15 protein-coding genes are annotated in these 13,627 nt (G+C 62.3%); 7 read left to right on the forward strand and 8 right to left on the reverse strand.

What is annotated here, in order from left to right:
- The first annotated feature begins 11 nt into the window (after positions 1-11).
- The 4 genes from rnhA to NKI73_RS00740 all read left to right on the forward strand — a co-directional run bounded on the left by rnhA (position 12) and on the right by NKI73_RS00740 (position 1,859).
- A complete protein-coding gene (gene rnhA / locus NKI73_RS00725; RefSeq protein ID WP_352626585.1) occupies positions 12-542 on the forward strand; it encodes a ribonuclease HI in 531 nt (176 codons plus the stop codon).
- Positions 543-581: 39 nt separating this feature from the next.
- The gene (locus NKI73_RS00730) at positions 582-1,160 is read left to right on the forward strand and encodes a histidine phosphatase family protein (protein WP_352626587.1); all 579 of its coding nucleotides are present in this window, start codon (positions 582-584) and stop codon (positions 1,158-1,160) included.
- A gap of 101 nt (positions 1,161-1,261) precedes the next feature.
- On the forward strand, positions 1,262-1,555 hold the full coding sequence (locus NKI73_RS00735) for a ribbon-helix-helix domain-containing protein (RefSeq protein WP_352626588.1): 294 nt from the start codon (positions 1,262-1,264) through the stop codon (positions 1,553-1,555).
- Entirely contained in the window at positions 1,545-1,859 is a 315-nt protein-coding gene (locus NKI73_RS00740) for a type II toxin-antitoxin system RelE/ParE family toxin (protein ID WP_352626590.1), read from the forward strand. Before NKI73_RS00735 ends, NKI73_RS00740 begins: the two co-directional genes overlap by 11 nt.
- 4 nt (positions 1,860-1,863) lie before the next feature.
- On the opposite strand, the gene NKI73_RS00745 is transcribed toward NKI73_RS00740, so the two are convergent.
- The 3 genes from NKI73_RS00745 to NKI73_RS00755 form a co-directional block, all read right to left on the reverse strand.
- Positions 1,864-2,340, reverse strand: coding sequence for a DUF2938 domain-containing protein (locus NKI73_RS00745; RefSeq protein ID WP_352626591.1), 477 nt, complete (start codon positions 2,338-2,340; stop codon positions 1,864-1,866).
- A 79-nt stretch (positions 2,341-2,419) separates the two neighbouring features.
- Positions 2,420-2,902: a peroxiredoxin gene (locus tag NKI73_RS00750; protein WP_352626592.1), complete on the reverse strand. Its 483-nt coding sequence runs from the start codon at positions 2,900-2,902 to the stop codon at positions 2,420-2,422.
- Between the two features lie 86 nt (positions 2,903-2,988).
- Positions 2,989-3,795 carry a protein-disulfide reductase DsbD domain-containing protein gene (locus NKI73_RS00755; protein ID WP_352626594.1) on the reverse strand — a complete coding sequence of 269 codons (807 nt, stop codon included), beginning with the start codon at positions 3,793-3,795 and terminating at the stop codon, positions 2,989-2,991.
- A gap of 170 nt (positions 3,796-3,965) precedes the next feature.
- Here NKI73_RS00755 and NKI73_RS00760 point away from each other — a divergent pair, with 170 nt between their 5' ends.
- On the forward strand, positions 3,966-4,574 hold the full coding sequence (locus NKI73_RS00760) for a YqgE/AlgH family protein (protein ID WP_292185166.1): 609 nt from the start codon (positions 3,966-3,968) through the stop codon (positions 4,572-4,574).
- 5 nt (positions 4,575-4,579) lie between these two features.
- Here NKI73_RS00760 and NKI73_RS00765 read toward each other — a convergent pair whose 3' ends face one another.
- The 4 genes from NKI73_RS00765 to thrC are packed head-to-tail and all read right to left on the reverse strand — an operon-like array spanning position 4,580 to position 10,788.
- Positions 4,580-7,468 carry an EAL domain-containing protein gene (locus tag NKI73_RS00765; RefSeq protein ID WP_352626597.1) on the reverse strand — a complete coding sequence of 963 codons (2,889 nt, stop codon included), beginning with the start codon at positions 7,466-7,468 and terminating at the stop codon, positions 4,580-4,582.
- Between the two features lie 3 nt (positions 7,469-7,471).
- Complete coding sequence (locus NKI73_RS00770) at positions 7,472-8,068, reverse strand: GNAT family N-acetyltransferase (RefSeq protein ID WP_352626599.1); 597 nt, start codon at positions 8,066-8,068, stop codon at positions 7,472-7,474.
- 15 nt (positions 8,069-8,083) lie between these two features.
- The gene (locus NKI73_RS00775; protein ID WP_352626600.1) at positions 8,084-9,376 is read right to left on the reverse strand and encodes a M16 family metallopeptidase; all 1,293 of its coding nucleotides are present in this window, start codon (positions 9,374-9,376) and stop codon (positions 8,084-8,086) included.
- A 14-nt stretch (positions 9,377-9,390) separates the two neighbouring features.
- The gene (thrC, locus tag NKI73_RS00780; RefSeq protein ID WP_352626602.1) at positions 9,391-10,788 is read right to left on the reverse strand and encodes a threonine synthase; all 1,398 of its coding nucleotides are present in this window, start codon (positions 10,786-10,788) and stop codon (positions 9,391-9,393) included.
- A 128-nt stretch (positions 10,789-10,916) separates the two neighbouring features.
- Between thrC and NKI73_RS00785 the strand changes: the two genes are divergently transcribed.
- A complete protein-coding gene (locus NKI73_RS00785; RefSeq protein ID WP_352626604.1) occupies positions 10,917-11,645 on the forward strand; it encodes a hypothetical protein in 729 nt (242 codons plus the stop codon).
- Positions 11,646-11,734: 89 nt separating this feature from the next.
- On the opposite strand, the gene NKI73_RS00790 is transcribed toward NKI73_RS00785, so the two are convergent.
- Positions 11,735-12,604: an SDR family oxidoreductase gene (locus NKI73_RS00790; protein WP_352626606.1), complete on the reverse strand. Its 870-nt coding sequence runs from the start codon at positions 12,602-12,604 to the stop codon at positions 11,735-11,737.
- Between the two features lie 104 nt (positions 12,605-12,708).
- Here NKI73_RS00790 and NKI73_RS00795 point away from each other — a divergent pair, with 104 nt between their 5' ends.
- Positions 12,709-13,599, forward strand: coding sequence for a LysR family transcriptional regulator (locus NKI73_RS00795; RefSeq protein WP_352626608.1), 891 nt, complete (start codon positions 12,709-12,711; stop codon positions 13,597-13,599).
- Positions 13,600-13,627 lie beyond the last annotated feature (28 nt).

The raw sequence follows: 13,627 nt of genomic DNA on the forward strand, positions 1-13,627 counted from the left end.
TATGGGGTATCATGAGCAAGCAGGTTGAGATCTTCACCGACGGCGCCTGTTCGGGCAATCCCGGTCCCGGCGGCTGGGGCGCGATCCTGCGCTTCAATGGCACCACCAAGGAGCTTTCCGGCGGTGAGGCCGAGACGACCAACAACCGCATGGAACTTCTCGCCGCCATCTCGGCGCTGAACGCGCTGAAGGAACCTTGCGCGGTCGAACTTCACACCGACAGCAAATATGTCATGGATGGCATCTCCAAGTGGATCCACGGCTGGAAGAAGAACGGCTGGAAGACCGCCGACAAGAAGCCTGTGAAGAACGGCGAGCTCTGGCAGGCGCTCGATGAAGCCAACCGGCGCCACAAAGTCACCTGGAACTGGGTCAGGGGCCATGCGGGCCATACCGAGAACGAGCGTGCCGATGAACTCGCGCGCGAAGGCATGGCGCCGTTCAAGAAGGGTCCATTCAAGCCTGCTGTGGCCTCAAAGCCAGCTGTGCAGACAAAACAGCCGGCAGTCGCAAAGGTGCGGCGCTCAACCCAGAGCTATTGATCCCGAGAGCGGGGCGGCTCTCGCCCGAGGACCTCTGTCGTGCCGATCCTCTACTACGTCACGCATCCTCAGGTTCAGGTCGATGCCAATGTTCCGGTGCCGGAATGGGGGCTATCCGACATAGGACGGGCGAGAGCGTTTGCAATGCTCGATCAGCCCTGGGTCGGGTCGATCCGGCGTATCGTGTCGTCGGCTGAACGCAAGGCGATGGAAACCGCCGAGATCCTCGCAGCGCATCTGCGTCTTGCCATCGAGGTGAGGGAACGGATGCACGAGAACGATCGCTCGGCAACGGGCTTTCTGCCGCCGCCGGAGTTCGAAGCGGTCGCGGACCAGTTCTTTGCCAATCCACACAAAAGCATTCGCGGATGGGAAAGAGCCATCGATGCGCAGCATCGTATCGTGAGCGAGGTCGACACCGTGCTCCGCACCAACGACGCCGACGACATTGTTTTCGTGGGTCATGGAGGCGTGGGAACGCTGCTGTTGCTATCCCTCAGTGGTCGCGAGATCAGCCGCGAAGCGGATCAGCCAGCCGGTGGCGGCAACTGTTTTGCTTACGATATCGGCGTTCGCGATGTTATCCATGGATGGCGGCCGATCGACAGGCTGCCTTGATCTGTAGGCGTACGCATAGGGCTAGGACGGACTTTTCTGGTGGCTATGCAGTTGCTCAAGGATATGGATGGGAGTAATATTTCCTACTATAGAGCAATGTAATGAGGAAGCAGCGTGGCAAACGTGGAAAAAATGAGCTTGCTGTGACCCCGCAACAGGCCGCCATCATGCGAGAAGCTGTGGAAGCGGGCGAGTATGCCACTGCAAGCGAGATTGTGCGTGAAGCGGTGCGGGATTGGTTGGCCAAGCGCGAACTGCGGCATGACGATATCCGCCGGCTGAGGCAGTTGTGGGATGAAGGCAAGGCAAGCGGGAGACCGGAGCCTGCGGATTTCGATGCGTTGCGAAGGGAAGCTCGGCGAAAGCTGACGGAAGCTTCACCGAATGGCCGCTAGGCTAGTCTGGTCACCTGCGGCCAAAGCGGACCTCATCGACATCTACGTGATGATAGGCAGCGAAAACATACGGGCCGCCGATCGATATTATGATCAGATAGAAGCGCGGGCCATGCAGATGGCAGACCAGCCGCGCATGGGTGATAGGCGACCGGACATTAGGTCTTCCGCACGAATGCTGGTGGAGGCGCCGTTTGTACTGCTCTACGAAACGATTCCGGACGCAGACGATGGCCCCCCTGTTGAGTGGGTTGAAATCGTCTGTGTGGTGGACGGGCGGAGGGATCTGAACCGTTTGTTCTAGCTGTCTATCGTATCAGCAGTGCTGTGCCCCAAAGCCCGAGCGCGAACACCGTGTGCGACACCAAATTGAGCGCCCGGATCAGCATCGGATTGGGTCGCTTCGATGCTGCCCAGCCGGCGCCCATGCCGGGCGCCAGCAGGAACCAGCCGGCGCCGACGGTGACGATGCCGAGGATGAAGGCCGGCAGGAACGTCGGCGCGGCAAGCCAGCCTGCTCCGGCCAGCACCACCAGGATGACGCCGTAGACGATGCCAACAAAATAATGAAAGGCCCAGCCCAGCGCTTTTTCATGCGCGTAGGGCGCTGCACCGCCGATATCGTCGTGAAAGATCTTGTCGCGCAGATGCCAGACCCAGCGACCGACCGGCCCCCAGTTCGGTCGTGGTTGGCCGAACGCCTTGTGCAGGAACATGGCCCACAGGTCCATCGCCACGGTGGCGCCGATGCCGATCACGATAGCGCGCCAGAAGATGTCAAACATCGCTAAGTCCCCCAAAGGCAAGCCCTGGACTACAGGCGCGATCGTGGTTGCGATCCCACGCCCGACGCTGCGCTGAAGTTCAGAGCTGCCCCAGAATATGAGCCGCGCCGGACTCGTCGACACCGGGCTTGGTCTCGACATTGAGTGCTGTGACCTTGCCGTCGTCGACGATCATCGAAAACCGCTTCGAGCGCAGCCCCATGCCGCCTGCGGAAAGGTCATTGTCGAGGCCCACCGCCTTGGCGAAATCGCCACTGCCGTCGGCGAGGAACAGGATCTTGCCCTCACCGCCGGTGAAGCGCGCCCAGGCGCCCATGACGTGCACATCGTTGACCGAAACGACGGCGATGGTGTCGACACCGCGCGCCAGGATGGCGTCATGGTTTTCGAGATAGCCCGGCAAATGGTTGTTGCTGCAGGTCGGCGTAAAGGCGCCGGGAACTCCAAACAGCACGACCTTCTTGCCCGAGAAGATCTCGGCCCCGGTGATCGGCTTGGCGCCATCGGCAGTCATCGTCTTGAAGGTCACATCAGGCAGCTTGTCGCCAACGGAAATGGTCATGAATTCCTCGCTTGGGGAAAGTTGGGAAGAATGTGTCATTGCGTAGCGAACTCAACGGCTTCCTGCAACCGTTCGGGCAGGCTGGATCAAGGGAAAGGCAGAACCCCTTCGACCGCACCCGACGAACTCGTCAGCGTATAGTGAAGCCCGCCATCCGTCGGCGTCGTCGAAGGGCGATCGAGGATCGGCACGGTGAAGATCAGCTTGCCGTCCTTTTCGCTGCGCGCTGGAGTGCCGAACATATAGTCCCGCTCGCCGGCAACGAAGAAATCCGCTGCTTCCGGGTCGCCGGGGAAGCTCGCCTCGACAATCAGCGTCTCGTGGTCGCCGGGCAGCACATTGATGCCGAAATCGGACCTCGCGGGCGCCGGCAGTGCCGTGAAACTTGCCTTCACCAGCGCCGCGTCCTCGGCATTGTCCGGATCGGAAGCAGGGTCGACGGTCAGCCGCGTCTGCACCGGAATGCAGATCGTTTCGCAGATGCCGAGAAAGATGTCGGCATCGATCACCGCCGGCTGGTTCGGCGTCGCCAGCGTGAATGTCACCGGCAGGGAAACCGGATAATTGTAGCCAGCCCATTTGCCATAGCCGTCATCATGGCGCTGGGGGGCAGGAAACGACAGAGCGGCGTCGGCGATGTTGGTGCTGCCTGAGATGTCGAGCTGCGGCGGCACTCCCGCGTCGCCCGGATCGCGCCAGTAGGTCTTCCAGCCGGGCTTGAGCGCTATGTCGAGAACGCCCTGGATGCGGCCGGCGTCATCGGCTTTGCCTGATGTCACCAGCCGGACCTTGCCGCCTTCGCTGTTGTACCATGCGGATGAAGAGGCGGCGGCGGGAAGAGCGGTTGCCGATCCGATGGCAGCGCCGAGCAGCAGGATTTTCAAGCTTTGCATGGCGGTGATTTGATCGTCCGTTCGTGGCCGCGCAATGATCTCATGGCCTTGCCGGTATCATATTTGCGTGACTTCGAGGGGAGAAATGCTCGATCCGACGCCACAGGCTTTGGTAGAATCCCGCACGGCGCATCTTTTCGACGCTTTGGAAACGCGTTACGCTCCCCTTCATGGACTTGTTGCGCCACAAGAAGACGGTCGCCAGCCGCGGCTTTCTCGACGATCAGTTCCTGATTGCCATGCCCGGCATGAAGGACGACCGTTTCACGCGCTCGGTCATCTATGTCTGCGCGCACTCGGATGAAGGCGCCATGGGCCTGATCATCAACCAGACGCAGCAGATGCTGTTTCCGGACCTGCTGGTGCAACTGGGCATCATGAACGAACAGGAGGCGATCCGCTTGCCGGCGCAAGCCCGCGACTTCGTCGTGCGCAACGGCGGGCCCGTTGACCGCAGCCGGGGCTTCGTCCTGCATTCGGGCGACTACCGGGTGGAATCGTCGCTGACCGTTTCGGACGACATCTGCCTGACCGCGACCGTCGACATATTGCGCGCCATATCGTCGGGGCGCGGGCCTCGTCACGCGCTGATGGCGCTCGGCTATTCCGGCTGGGGCGCCGGCCAGCTGGAGACCGAGATCGCCGAGAATGGCTGGCTGACCTGCCCGGCCAATGCCGAGCTTCTGTTCGACACCGACATCGAGCGCAAATACGATCGGATCCTCGCCGCGATCGGCATCGATCTGGCGCATCTCAGTCTCGCCGCCGGGCACGCCTAAGCCTCTTACGCTTGCGTCAGCGGATACTGTTCCTTCAGCGTCTTCAGCACCTGGTCGCCCGGCATCGGCGCGCCGAACATGAAGCTCTGGACATATTCGCAGCCCATCTGACGCAATTCCAGCGCATCGCTTTCGTCCGAAATGCCCTCGGCGACCACAGACAGGCCGAGTTCATGCGCCATGTTGACCATCGATTTGAGCAGCACCGCGCGCTTCGGCGTGTTGTCGTCGACGAAACTCTTGTCGATCTTGATGGTGTCGAAGGGGAAACGCGTCAGATAGGCCAATGAGGAATAGCCGGTGCCGAAATCGTCCAGCGACAGGCCGATGCCGAGCTGCTTCAGCTTGGTCAGCACATGGGCGGTCTGCTCGGGATTGTCCATGACAAGCGATTCGGTGAGTTCGAGGCGGAAGCAGCGCGGCTTCAGATTGGCCCGCGCGATGACCGAGCGGACATCGCTCACCAGATCGCGGCGGATCAGCTGGCGGCTCGACAAATTGACCGAGACCGACAGCGGCGCGTCGCCGATCTGCTTTTGCCAGCCGGCAAGGTCTTCCGCCGCCTGCTGCATGGCGAACAGGCCAAGCTGCACGATCAGCCCGCAGCTCTCGGCGACCGGGATGAAATCCGCCGGCGGGATCATGCCGCGGCGTGGATGGTCCCAGCGCAGCAGCGCCTCGAAGCCGGCGACGCTGCCATCCTCGAGGCGCACGATCGGCTGGTAGGCGAGCGTGAATTCGCGCCGTTCGATGGCGCGGCGCAGGTCGGATTCGAACTGCAGCCTGTCGGTGCCGACGGTGCGGAAAGCCGGGCGGAACGGCTCGATCCTGTCGCCGCCGAAGCGCTTGGCTTGATGCATCGCAAGCTCGGCATCCTTGACCATGTCCTCGGCCGACATCTGCGGCGAATTCCAGGTGATCAGTCCGATCGACGCGGTCAGCACGATTTCGCGCTTGGCGAAGGTGATGGGATTGTTGATGGCATGCTTGATGGCGTCCGCCACGGCGGCAATGCGGGCAGGATCCTGTTCGGACAGCAGCATCAGCGCGAACTGGTCGCCGGCAAAGCGCGACAGCGAATCCTTCGGCTTGAGCAGCCGATGCAGCCGGCGCGCGATGGTCAGCAAAATGGTGTCGCCGGCTGAGATGCCGAGCCCGTCATTGACCTGCTTGAAACGGTCGATATCGATGACGAAGACGGTCGGGCGCACTTTTTCCTCGGTGCGCGCGATCGAGATGATCGCTTCCAGCCGGTTCATCAACAATTCGCGGTTCGGCAGGCCGGTCAGGTTGTCGTGCACGGCGTCGTGCAGCAGCCGCTCTTCGGACTTCTTCTGCTCGGTCACGTCAACCATGGTGCCGACGCAGCGGATGACCTCGCCGTCCGATCCGATCACCGGGCGCGCGCGCAGCGAAAACCAGTGATAGTGGCCGTCGGCGCCGCGCAGGCGGAAGTTCTGCGACACCCGGCCGCGCCGATGTTCGAGTACCACGTCGAGCGTCGTGCGGAATGTGTCGCGGTCGTCGGCATGCAGCACCGGCAGCCAGTTGCGCGCGGCACCGCCGAGGCTGTTGGGCGCCAGGCCGAGCTGGATGCTGACATCGGGCTTGGTGACGACGCGGTCGCGCAGCACGTCCCAGTCCCACACCGTATCGCCCGATCCGGCCACGGCCAGCGCCTGCCGCTCGAGGTCGGAGAACAGGCCTTGATGCAGCGCGCCGCCGGCGAAGGCATGCTGCATGACGGTGAAGCCGATCAGAAGGATGATCAGGATCAGCCCGCCGCCCAACGCCGGCTGGGCGATGTCGTTGTCGAGCATGCCGGTGATCGCCATCCACGATCCGCATAGCCACAACAACACCATGACCCAACTGGGCACCAGCATGATGGCGCGGTCGTAGCCGCGTATGCCAAGGAAGATGATCAGGCCGAGTCCGGTCAGGGCGGTGGCGGCGAAGGACAGCCTGGCAATGCCGGCGGCAACCGCCGGATCGACGATGGCGACGCCGGCGATCAGCACCAGTCCGAGGATCCAGACCAGCGCGCCGTAACTGAAGTGGCCGTGCCATCGGTTGAGATTGAGATAGGCGAACAGGAACACCACGAAGGTTCCCGCCAGCGCCACCTCCGTTCCCGCTCGCCACATCTGCTCATTGCCGGGCGATATTTCGATGATCTTGTTGAGGAAGCCGAAATCGACGCAGATATAGGCCAGAACAGCCCAGGCAAGTGCGGCAGTGGCCGGGAACATCGACGTTCCCTTGACCACGAAAAGGATGGTCAAAAACAGCGCCAGCAGGCCGGCAATGCCGATGACGATGCCGCGAAACAGCGTGTAGGAATTGACCGAGTCCTTGTAGGATTCCGGATCCCACAGGTAGACCTGCGGCAGCTTCGGCGAGGCGAGTTCGGCGATGAAGGTGATCACCGTGCCGGGATTCAGCGTCACCCGGAACACGTCGGCGTCGGGGCTGGTCTGGCGGTCGAGCGCGAAGCCTTCGCTGGGCGTGATGGCGGCGATGCGCGTCGAGCCGAGATCCGGCCAGAAGATGCCGGAATTCACCAGGCGGAAATGCGGTGCGACGATCAGCCTGTCGAGCTGCTGGTCGGTGGTGTTGGCGAGCGCGAACACCGCCCAGTCGCCGGTCGAACGCGCATCATTGGCCTCGACCTCGATGCGCCGCACGATGCCGTCCGGTCCCGGAGCGGTCGATACCTGGAAATTCTCGCCCTGGTTCCGGTAGATCTCGACGGCACCCGAAAGGTCGAGCGCGACGTCGTCACGGGCAATCTTGATCGGCTCGACGGCAAAGGCCGACGATGCCGCGCACAGCGTCAGGATTGTCGCGAGGATAAAGGCGAACAGCGGCCCGTTTCGCAGGAAATTCGTCAAAAATCAGTCCTTCGTTCCAACGCCCGGCGGATCGTCCGCGATCCGGGCGTAGAGGTAGTGGTCCTGCCAGATGCCGTTGATCCTGAGATAGGATCGCAGAAGTCCTTCGCGCCGGAATCCGGCTTTTTCAAGCACGCGGATCGACCGGGCGTTGTCGGGAATACAGGCCGCTTCGATCCGGTGCAACCTCAGCGTATCGAAGGCGAAGCGGGTCACCACCTTGACCGCGTCGGTCATCAGGCCGCGGCCGCCAAAGCGCTCGCCGATCCAGTAGCCGACATGGCCGCTTTGCGAGACGCCATGGCGTATGTTGCCGAGCGTGATGCCGCCCGCCAGCTTGCCGCTGCTCCTCTCGAAGATGAAGAAGGCGATCGCGGTCCCTTGCGCATAGTCTTCGCGGTAGCGGCTGATGCGCAGCCGCCATGCGTTGCGGTCGAGTTCGTCGGGAGTCCAGCGCGGCTCCCATGGTTCGAGGAAGGCACGGCTTTCGCCGCGCACCGCCGCCCACTCGCGGTAGTCATTGGTGAATGGTACGCGCAGCGTGACGCGGTCGCCCTTCAGCGCCGGCAGGTCACGGCGAAAGAAAGGGAGCGCGAACATGGCGCTTTGAGGGGCTTAGACGGCGAGCTTGCGGGCCGTGGTCTGCGTGCCTGCGAGCGATTCGAGGATCGTCTCGTATGGCGCCAGTGTGCCCACAGGCCCGACAGCGGTAAGCGTCGGCTTGGTCGAGAACAATCGCGACGACAGATCGGTCAGCCGCTCGACTGTCAGCGCCGACAGCCGTTCCATCAATTCCTCCTTGGCGATCGGCCGGCCGAACAGAAGCAGTTGCCGTGCGATCTGCGAAGCCCGGCTGGCCGGGCTTTCGGCGGACATGATCAGCCCGGCGCGATATTGGGCGCGCGCGCGATCGAGTTCTTCCTGCAGGATCTTCTCGCCGGCCTTCTGCAGTTCGTCGATGATGACAGGCACCAGTTCGGCGATGTCGCTCTGGCCGGTCGCGGCATGGACGCCGAAGACGCCGGTGTCGGAAAACCCCCAATGGAAGGCATAGACCGAATAACACAGGCCGCGTTTTTCGCGGACCTCCTGGAACAGGCGCGACGACATGCCGCCGCCGAGGATCATCGACAGCACCTGCGAGGCATAGAAATCGCGCACATGATAGGCGCGGCCTTCGAACCCCAGCACGATCTGCGCGTCCATCAGGTCGCGGTCCTCGCGGAAGTCGCCGCCGACATATTGCGCATATTGCGGGATGGTGCTGTCGGCCTTGCTGCGGAAGCCGCCGAGCTGCTTTTCGACCTCGCGCACGAAATTGTCGTGCTTGATGTCGCCGGCAGCGACGATCACCATGCGCTCGGCGCCATATTGCCGTTCGATGAAATTGTGCAGCTGCTTCGAGGTGAAGGATTTGACGGTTTCCGGCGTGCCCAGGATCGAGCGGCCGATTGTCTGGTGGCGAAACGCCGTCTCGGTGAACCGGTCGAAGACGATGTCGTCGGGCGTGTCGTGCGCGGCGCCGATCTCCTGCAGGATCACATGCTGTTCGCGTTCGAGTTCCTGCGGGTCGAATTCGGATTCCTGCAGGATGTCGGCAAGAATGTCGACGGCCAGCGGCACATCGTCGGAGAGCACCCTGGCATAATAGGAGGTGGTCTCGACGCTGGTGGCGGCGTTGATCTCGCCGCCGACGTCCTCGATCTCCGAGGCGATTTCGAAGGCGCTTCGCCTTTTCGTACCCTTGAACGCCATATGCTCGAGCAGATGGGCCATGCCATGCTCTTCGTCACGTTCATTGCGGGCACCCGATTTGACCCAGGCACCAAGGGCTACCGATTCGATGCTTTGAAGGGTTTCGGTGGCGACTGTCAGGCCGTTCGACAGACGGCTTACCTCAACACCCATATGGCTACTACTCCCTAACGCGCCGCCCGCGCGCGGCGGCCGACGTAATCTTCCACCATTTTCAGGTCGGATGGAAGTACCGTGTATTTTTCCTCCGCTGTCATCAACCCACCTAGCCATGCGGGCAGTGCCGGCGACACGCCGCTGGCGGCTTCGACGGCGGCCGGAAACTTTGCCGGGTGGGCGGTGCCCAGCACCACCATCGGCACGGCGCCCGACGCCTTGCCTGCCGCGACATGCACGGCTGCCGCGGTGTGCGGATCGAGCAGATAGTTGCTGGCCGCGAGCGTCGAGCGGATGGTGGCGGCGACCTCGTCCATATCAGCGCGGCCGGCGTCGAATTCGGACCGCATACCGGCGATTTGCTGGGTTTCGATGGTGAAAGCGCCGGACTGCTTCAGGCCGTCCATGTAGCGCCGCACCGTCGCGGCGTCACGGCCGGAGGCCTCGAACAGCAAGCGTTCGAAATTGGACGACACCTGGATGTCCATCGACGGCGACGTGGTCGCAAAGACGCCTTTGGTTCGGTATTCGCCGGTCGAAAAGGTCCGCGCCAGGATGTCGTTGTCGTTGGTGGCGATGACCAGCCGTTCGATCGGCAGGCCCATCTTCTTGGCGGCGTAGCCGGCGAAGATATCGCCGAAATTGCCGGTCGGCACGGTGAAGGAGACCGGCCTGTCCGGCGCGCCGAGCGACAGCGCCGAGGAGAAATAATAGACGATCTGGGCCATGATACGGGCCCAGTTGATCGAATTGACGCCAGAAAGCGCAACCCGGTCGCGAAAGCCATGATCGTTGAACATATCCTTGAGCAGGCCCTGGCAATCGTCGAAATTGCCTTCGATCGCCAGCGCATGGACGTTTTCAGCCGTCGACGTCGTCATCTGCCGCTGCTGCACCGGCGAGACGCGGCCATGCGGGAAAAGGATGAAGATGTCGGTGCGGCTGCGCCCGGCAAAAGCATCGATTGCCGCCCCGCCGGTGTCGCCCGAGGTGGCGCCGACGATGGTGGCATGCTGATCGCGTTCGGTAAGCACATGGTCCATCAGCCGGGCCAGAAGCTGCATCGCCACGTCCTTGAAGGCGAGCGTCGGCCCGTGGAAGAGTTCCAGGATGAAGGTGTTGGGGCCGGTTTGCACCAGCGGGCAGACGGCCTCGTGGCGGAAGGTGGCATAGGCTTCGCGCACCAGCCGTTCGAAGACGGGTGCCGGGATTTCGTTGCCGAGGAAAGGCGACAGCACGCAGATGGCAAGATCGGGATAGGCAAGGCCGCGCATGGCGCGGATCTCGGCCGCGGAAAACCGCGGCCACTCCCGCGGCACATAGAGCCCGCCGTCGCGCGCCAGCCCAGCCAGCACGGCGTCGGAAAATCCAAGAACGGGGGCTTCCCCGCGGGTGCTCACATATTGCATGTCACAAATCCGTTACTGCTTGGCTTTTCCGTCCACCGCAAGGTGGTTAATTTCTGCGCTGGCTTAGTCGCATTTTTGCCGCGCGGTTGATATACGTCACCAGCTTTGCGAGAGGGAAGTGCAGTTTCATGGCGTTTCGTACATTCAGTGGTCGCTTTTTGGCGGGTCTTGCGCTCACCGGCTTTATGCTTGCCGCCGCCGGCTGCCAATCGGGCGACAATGGCATCCTGAACCTCGGCTTTGGCAAGAAGGACCCAACGGCGCCACCGCCGCCGCAGGATCCCAAGATACTGGCCAGCCAGTTGCAAGCCTATTGTCCCAGAGTGACGGTCCGAGAGGGCACGGCATTCTTCAACACTTACTCCAAGGACGTCCAGAAGCCCAAGCCCAGGATTAAGAAGACAGGCGACGCCGCGCAGGATGCCGCGGCCCAAGCTGAGGCCGACGCCGCCGCTGCTACTCCGCCCGACGAGTCGGCGAACATCATCTACCAGGCATCGGTCAGCGACGTGACACGCGATTGCAGCCGTGCCAACGGCCAGCTGACGATGAAGATCGCGGTCGCCGGCAAGATCGTGCCGGGACCGAAGTTCTCGCCCGGCACCATCACCATGCCGATCCGCACCGCCGTGATGCACGGCACCGAAGTCCTCTACTCGCAGCTTCACCAATATCAGGTCCAGGTCACCGATCCCTCGGTCGCCACGCAGTTCGTCTTCACCGATTCCAATGTCGTCGTGCCCGAGCCGACGGCGCAGGACTATCAGGCCTTTGCCGGCTATGATGAAAACGCGCCGAAGGCAACGACGGACAAGTCCAAGAAGACCCACCGTAAGAGAGCTGCTGCGACGAACTAGTTTCGTTGACAAAGTGCATCGGAAGACAGGGCAGTGCGAGACCCTCTCATGCCTGAGCGCGCGTCAATGGGACTTCGCCTTCCGGGTCGTCAGGCGGAGGCAGCGATCTGTGACGCGAAGTCGCGATATGGGCGCAGTGCGCGGCCCAGAAGCGCAGTCAGGCGATCGACGTCGCCGGCCTCAGGCAGCATTCCGTCGGTCAAGAACCGCTCGCCCATCAAGCGCATGTCGTAGGCCATCCAGGCAGGCAAGAACTGCTTGAGGTTTTGCTCGAAGCCCTCTGTATTGTCGCCGACGTAGTTGATCGGGCGGGCGAGCACGTCCGACCAGATTGCGGCGATATCCGCCCCGGTTAGTGTCTGCGGACCGACGAGGTTGATCCGCTCGAGCGCAAGCGGCTCTGCGGCCTGTTCGCGGCGCAGCAGCTCAAGGGCGGCGGTCTCGGCGATATCACGCACGTCGATCATGGCGAGACCCTTGGCGCCGATCGGCATCGTGTAGGTGCCGTAGCCGGTGATGATGTCTTCGATCATCAGATCGTTCTGGATGAAGTAGGCTGGGCGCAAGATCGTAGCCTTGAAGTCCATCTGCTCGATCATTCGCTCGACGCCGAACTTGCCCGCGAAATGCGGCACGTTGACGTAGACGTCAGCGTGGAGCACCGAAAGATAGACGATCCGCTCGATCCCGGCCGATCGGGCAATGTTTAGCGCGACCAAAGCCTGCGTGAATTCGTCCGGCACCACGGCGTTCAAGAGGAACAGAGTGGAAATGCCGGACATGGCTTTGCGCAGCAAATCGACGTCGAGAAAGTCGCCCTGCACGACGGATACGCCTGCCGGGAACCTGGCTTTCGAAGGATCGCGGACCAGAGCACGGACGTCGGCGCCGCGCTGGACGAGGTGTTCGACGACTTGGCGGCCAACATTGCCTGTGGCGCCTGTAACGAGAATGGTCATGGAAATTTCTCCTGTTGGATTGCTTGACACGCCCGATATGGGTGGCTCACTAGCAGTCTAACAGACGGAAATTTTGGACGCAGTGTCCCACTGGTGGAACGAGCATGGATCTCCTTGCCCTCGCCGACTTCAACCTCGTTGCCCGCCATGGTGGCTTCGGCAAAGCGGCAAGGGCCACCGGTCGGCCCAAGGCAACGCTGTCTCGGCGAGTCGGAGACTTGGAAAGCAGTCTTGATCTGCGCCTGTTTGAACGAGGTGCGCGCAACCTGAAACTCACCGAGGAAGGGCGGGCGCTCTTCGAGCGGACGGGGACCTTGCTCGCCGAACTGGACGAGACGGCTTCAGCGATCGCCTCGGGCGGTCAGAGACCCAAGGGGAGATTGCGGATCAGCGCCCCTTTACATTTTTCGCAGACCGCAATGGGGAGGATCGCCGCGGGGTTTGCCCTTAAGTTTCCGGAGGTGAGGCTTGAGGTGACGACCGAGGACCGACCTGTCGACATGATCGAGGAGGGCTACGATCTGGTAATCCGAGTCAATCCAGATCCCGACGAAAGCCTGGTCGGACGGGCGTTTCTCCGCGACCGCCTGGTCATTGTGGCGAGCCCCGACCTTCCGCGCACGACCGGCGGACGCGCCGCTCCTGGCGTTGCGCGGGGGCTAGGCGAGGGGCAAACGTGGCACGTGAAGACAGCCGGTGGCCGGTCAACAATTAAAATCGAGCCGGTCCTCACTTTGTCAACGCTCATCATGGTCCGGGATGCGGTGCGAGCCGGCGTCGGTGTTGGACGTCTTCCCATTTCGTTGGTGAGCCACGACTTGGCTGACGGCACACTTGTAAATTGGGGAGATATTGACGGCCCCGAAATTTCACTATGGACGCTCTACCCATCTCGGCGGCTGCTCAGCGCGCGAGTGTCGGCGTTCTTGGATTTCCTAGAACAGGCTTTCCCAAATGGGACGCCGGACGAACTGGCCGCCTATATTGGCAGGTGATGACCGAACCGCTTTCGGGCGTATTCCG

It is taken from the genome of Mesorhizobium sp. M0496 (assembly GCF_040321205.1).
Classification (GTDB): Bacteria; Pseudomonadota; Alphaproteobacteria; order Rhizobiales; family Rhizobiaceae; genus Mesorhizobium.

Excerpts from the sequence above, each read along its gene's own strand:
- rnhA (WP_352626585.1), top strand. The coding sequence starts at position 12 with ATGAGCAAGCAGGTTGAGATCTTCACCGACGGCGCCTGTTCGGGCAAT.
- NKI73_RS00735 (WP_352626588.1), top strand. The coding sequence starts at position 1,262 with ATGAGGAAGCAGCGTGGCAAACGTGGAAAAAATGAGCTTGCTGTGACC.
- NKI73_RS00740 (WP_352626590.1), top strand. The coding sequence starts at position 1,545 with ATGGCCGCTAGGCTAGTCTGGTCACCTGCGGCCAAAGCGGACCTCATC.
- NKI73_RS00745 (WP_352626591.1), bottom strand. The coding sequence starts at position 2,340 with ATGTTTGACATCTTCTGGCGCGCTATCGTGATCGGCATCGGCGCCACC.
- NKI73_RS00750 (WP_352626592.1), bottom strand. The coding sequence starts at position 2,902 with ATGACCATTTCCGTTGGCGACAAGCTGCCTGATGTGACCTTCAAGACG.
- NKI73_RS00755 (WP_352626594.1), bottom strand. The coding sequence starts at position 3,795 with ATGCAAAGCTTGAAAATCCTGCTGCTCGGCGCTGCCATCGGATCGGCA.
- NKI73_RS00760 (WP_292185166.1), top strand. The coding sequence starts at position 3,966 with ATGGACTTGTTGCGCCACAAGAAGACGGTCGCCAGCCGCGGCTTTCTC.
- NKI73_RS00770 (WP_352626599.1), bottom strand. The coding sequence starts at position 8,068 with ATGTTCGCGCTCCCTTTCTTTCGCCGTGACCTGCCGGCGCTGAAGGGC.
- NKI73_RS00775 (WP_352626600.1), bottom strand. The coding sequence starts at position 9,376 with ATGGGTGTTGAGGTAAGCCGTCTGTCGAACGGCCTGACAGTCGCCACC.
- thrC (WP_352626602.1), bottom strand. The coding sequence starts at position 10,788 with ATGCAATATGTGAGCACCCGCGGGGAAGCCCCCGTTCTTGGATTTTCC.
- NKI73_RS00785 (WP_352626604.1), top strand. The coding sequence starts at position 10,917 with ATGGCGTTTCGTACATTCAGTGGTCGCTTTTTGGCGGGTCTTGCGCTC.
- NKI73_RS00790 (WP_352626606.1), bottom strand. The coding sequence starts at position 12,604 with ATGACCATTCTCGTTACAGGCGCCACAGGCAATGTTGGCCGCCAAGTC.
- NKI73_RS00795 (WP_352626608.1), top strand. The coding sequence starts at position 12,709 with ATGGATCTCCTTGCCCTCGCCGACTTCAACCTCGTTGCCCGCCATGGT.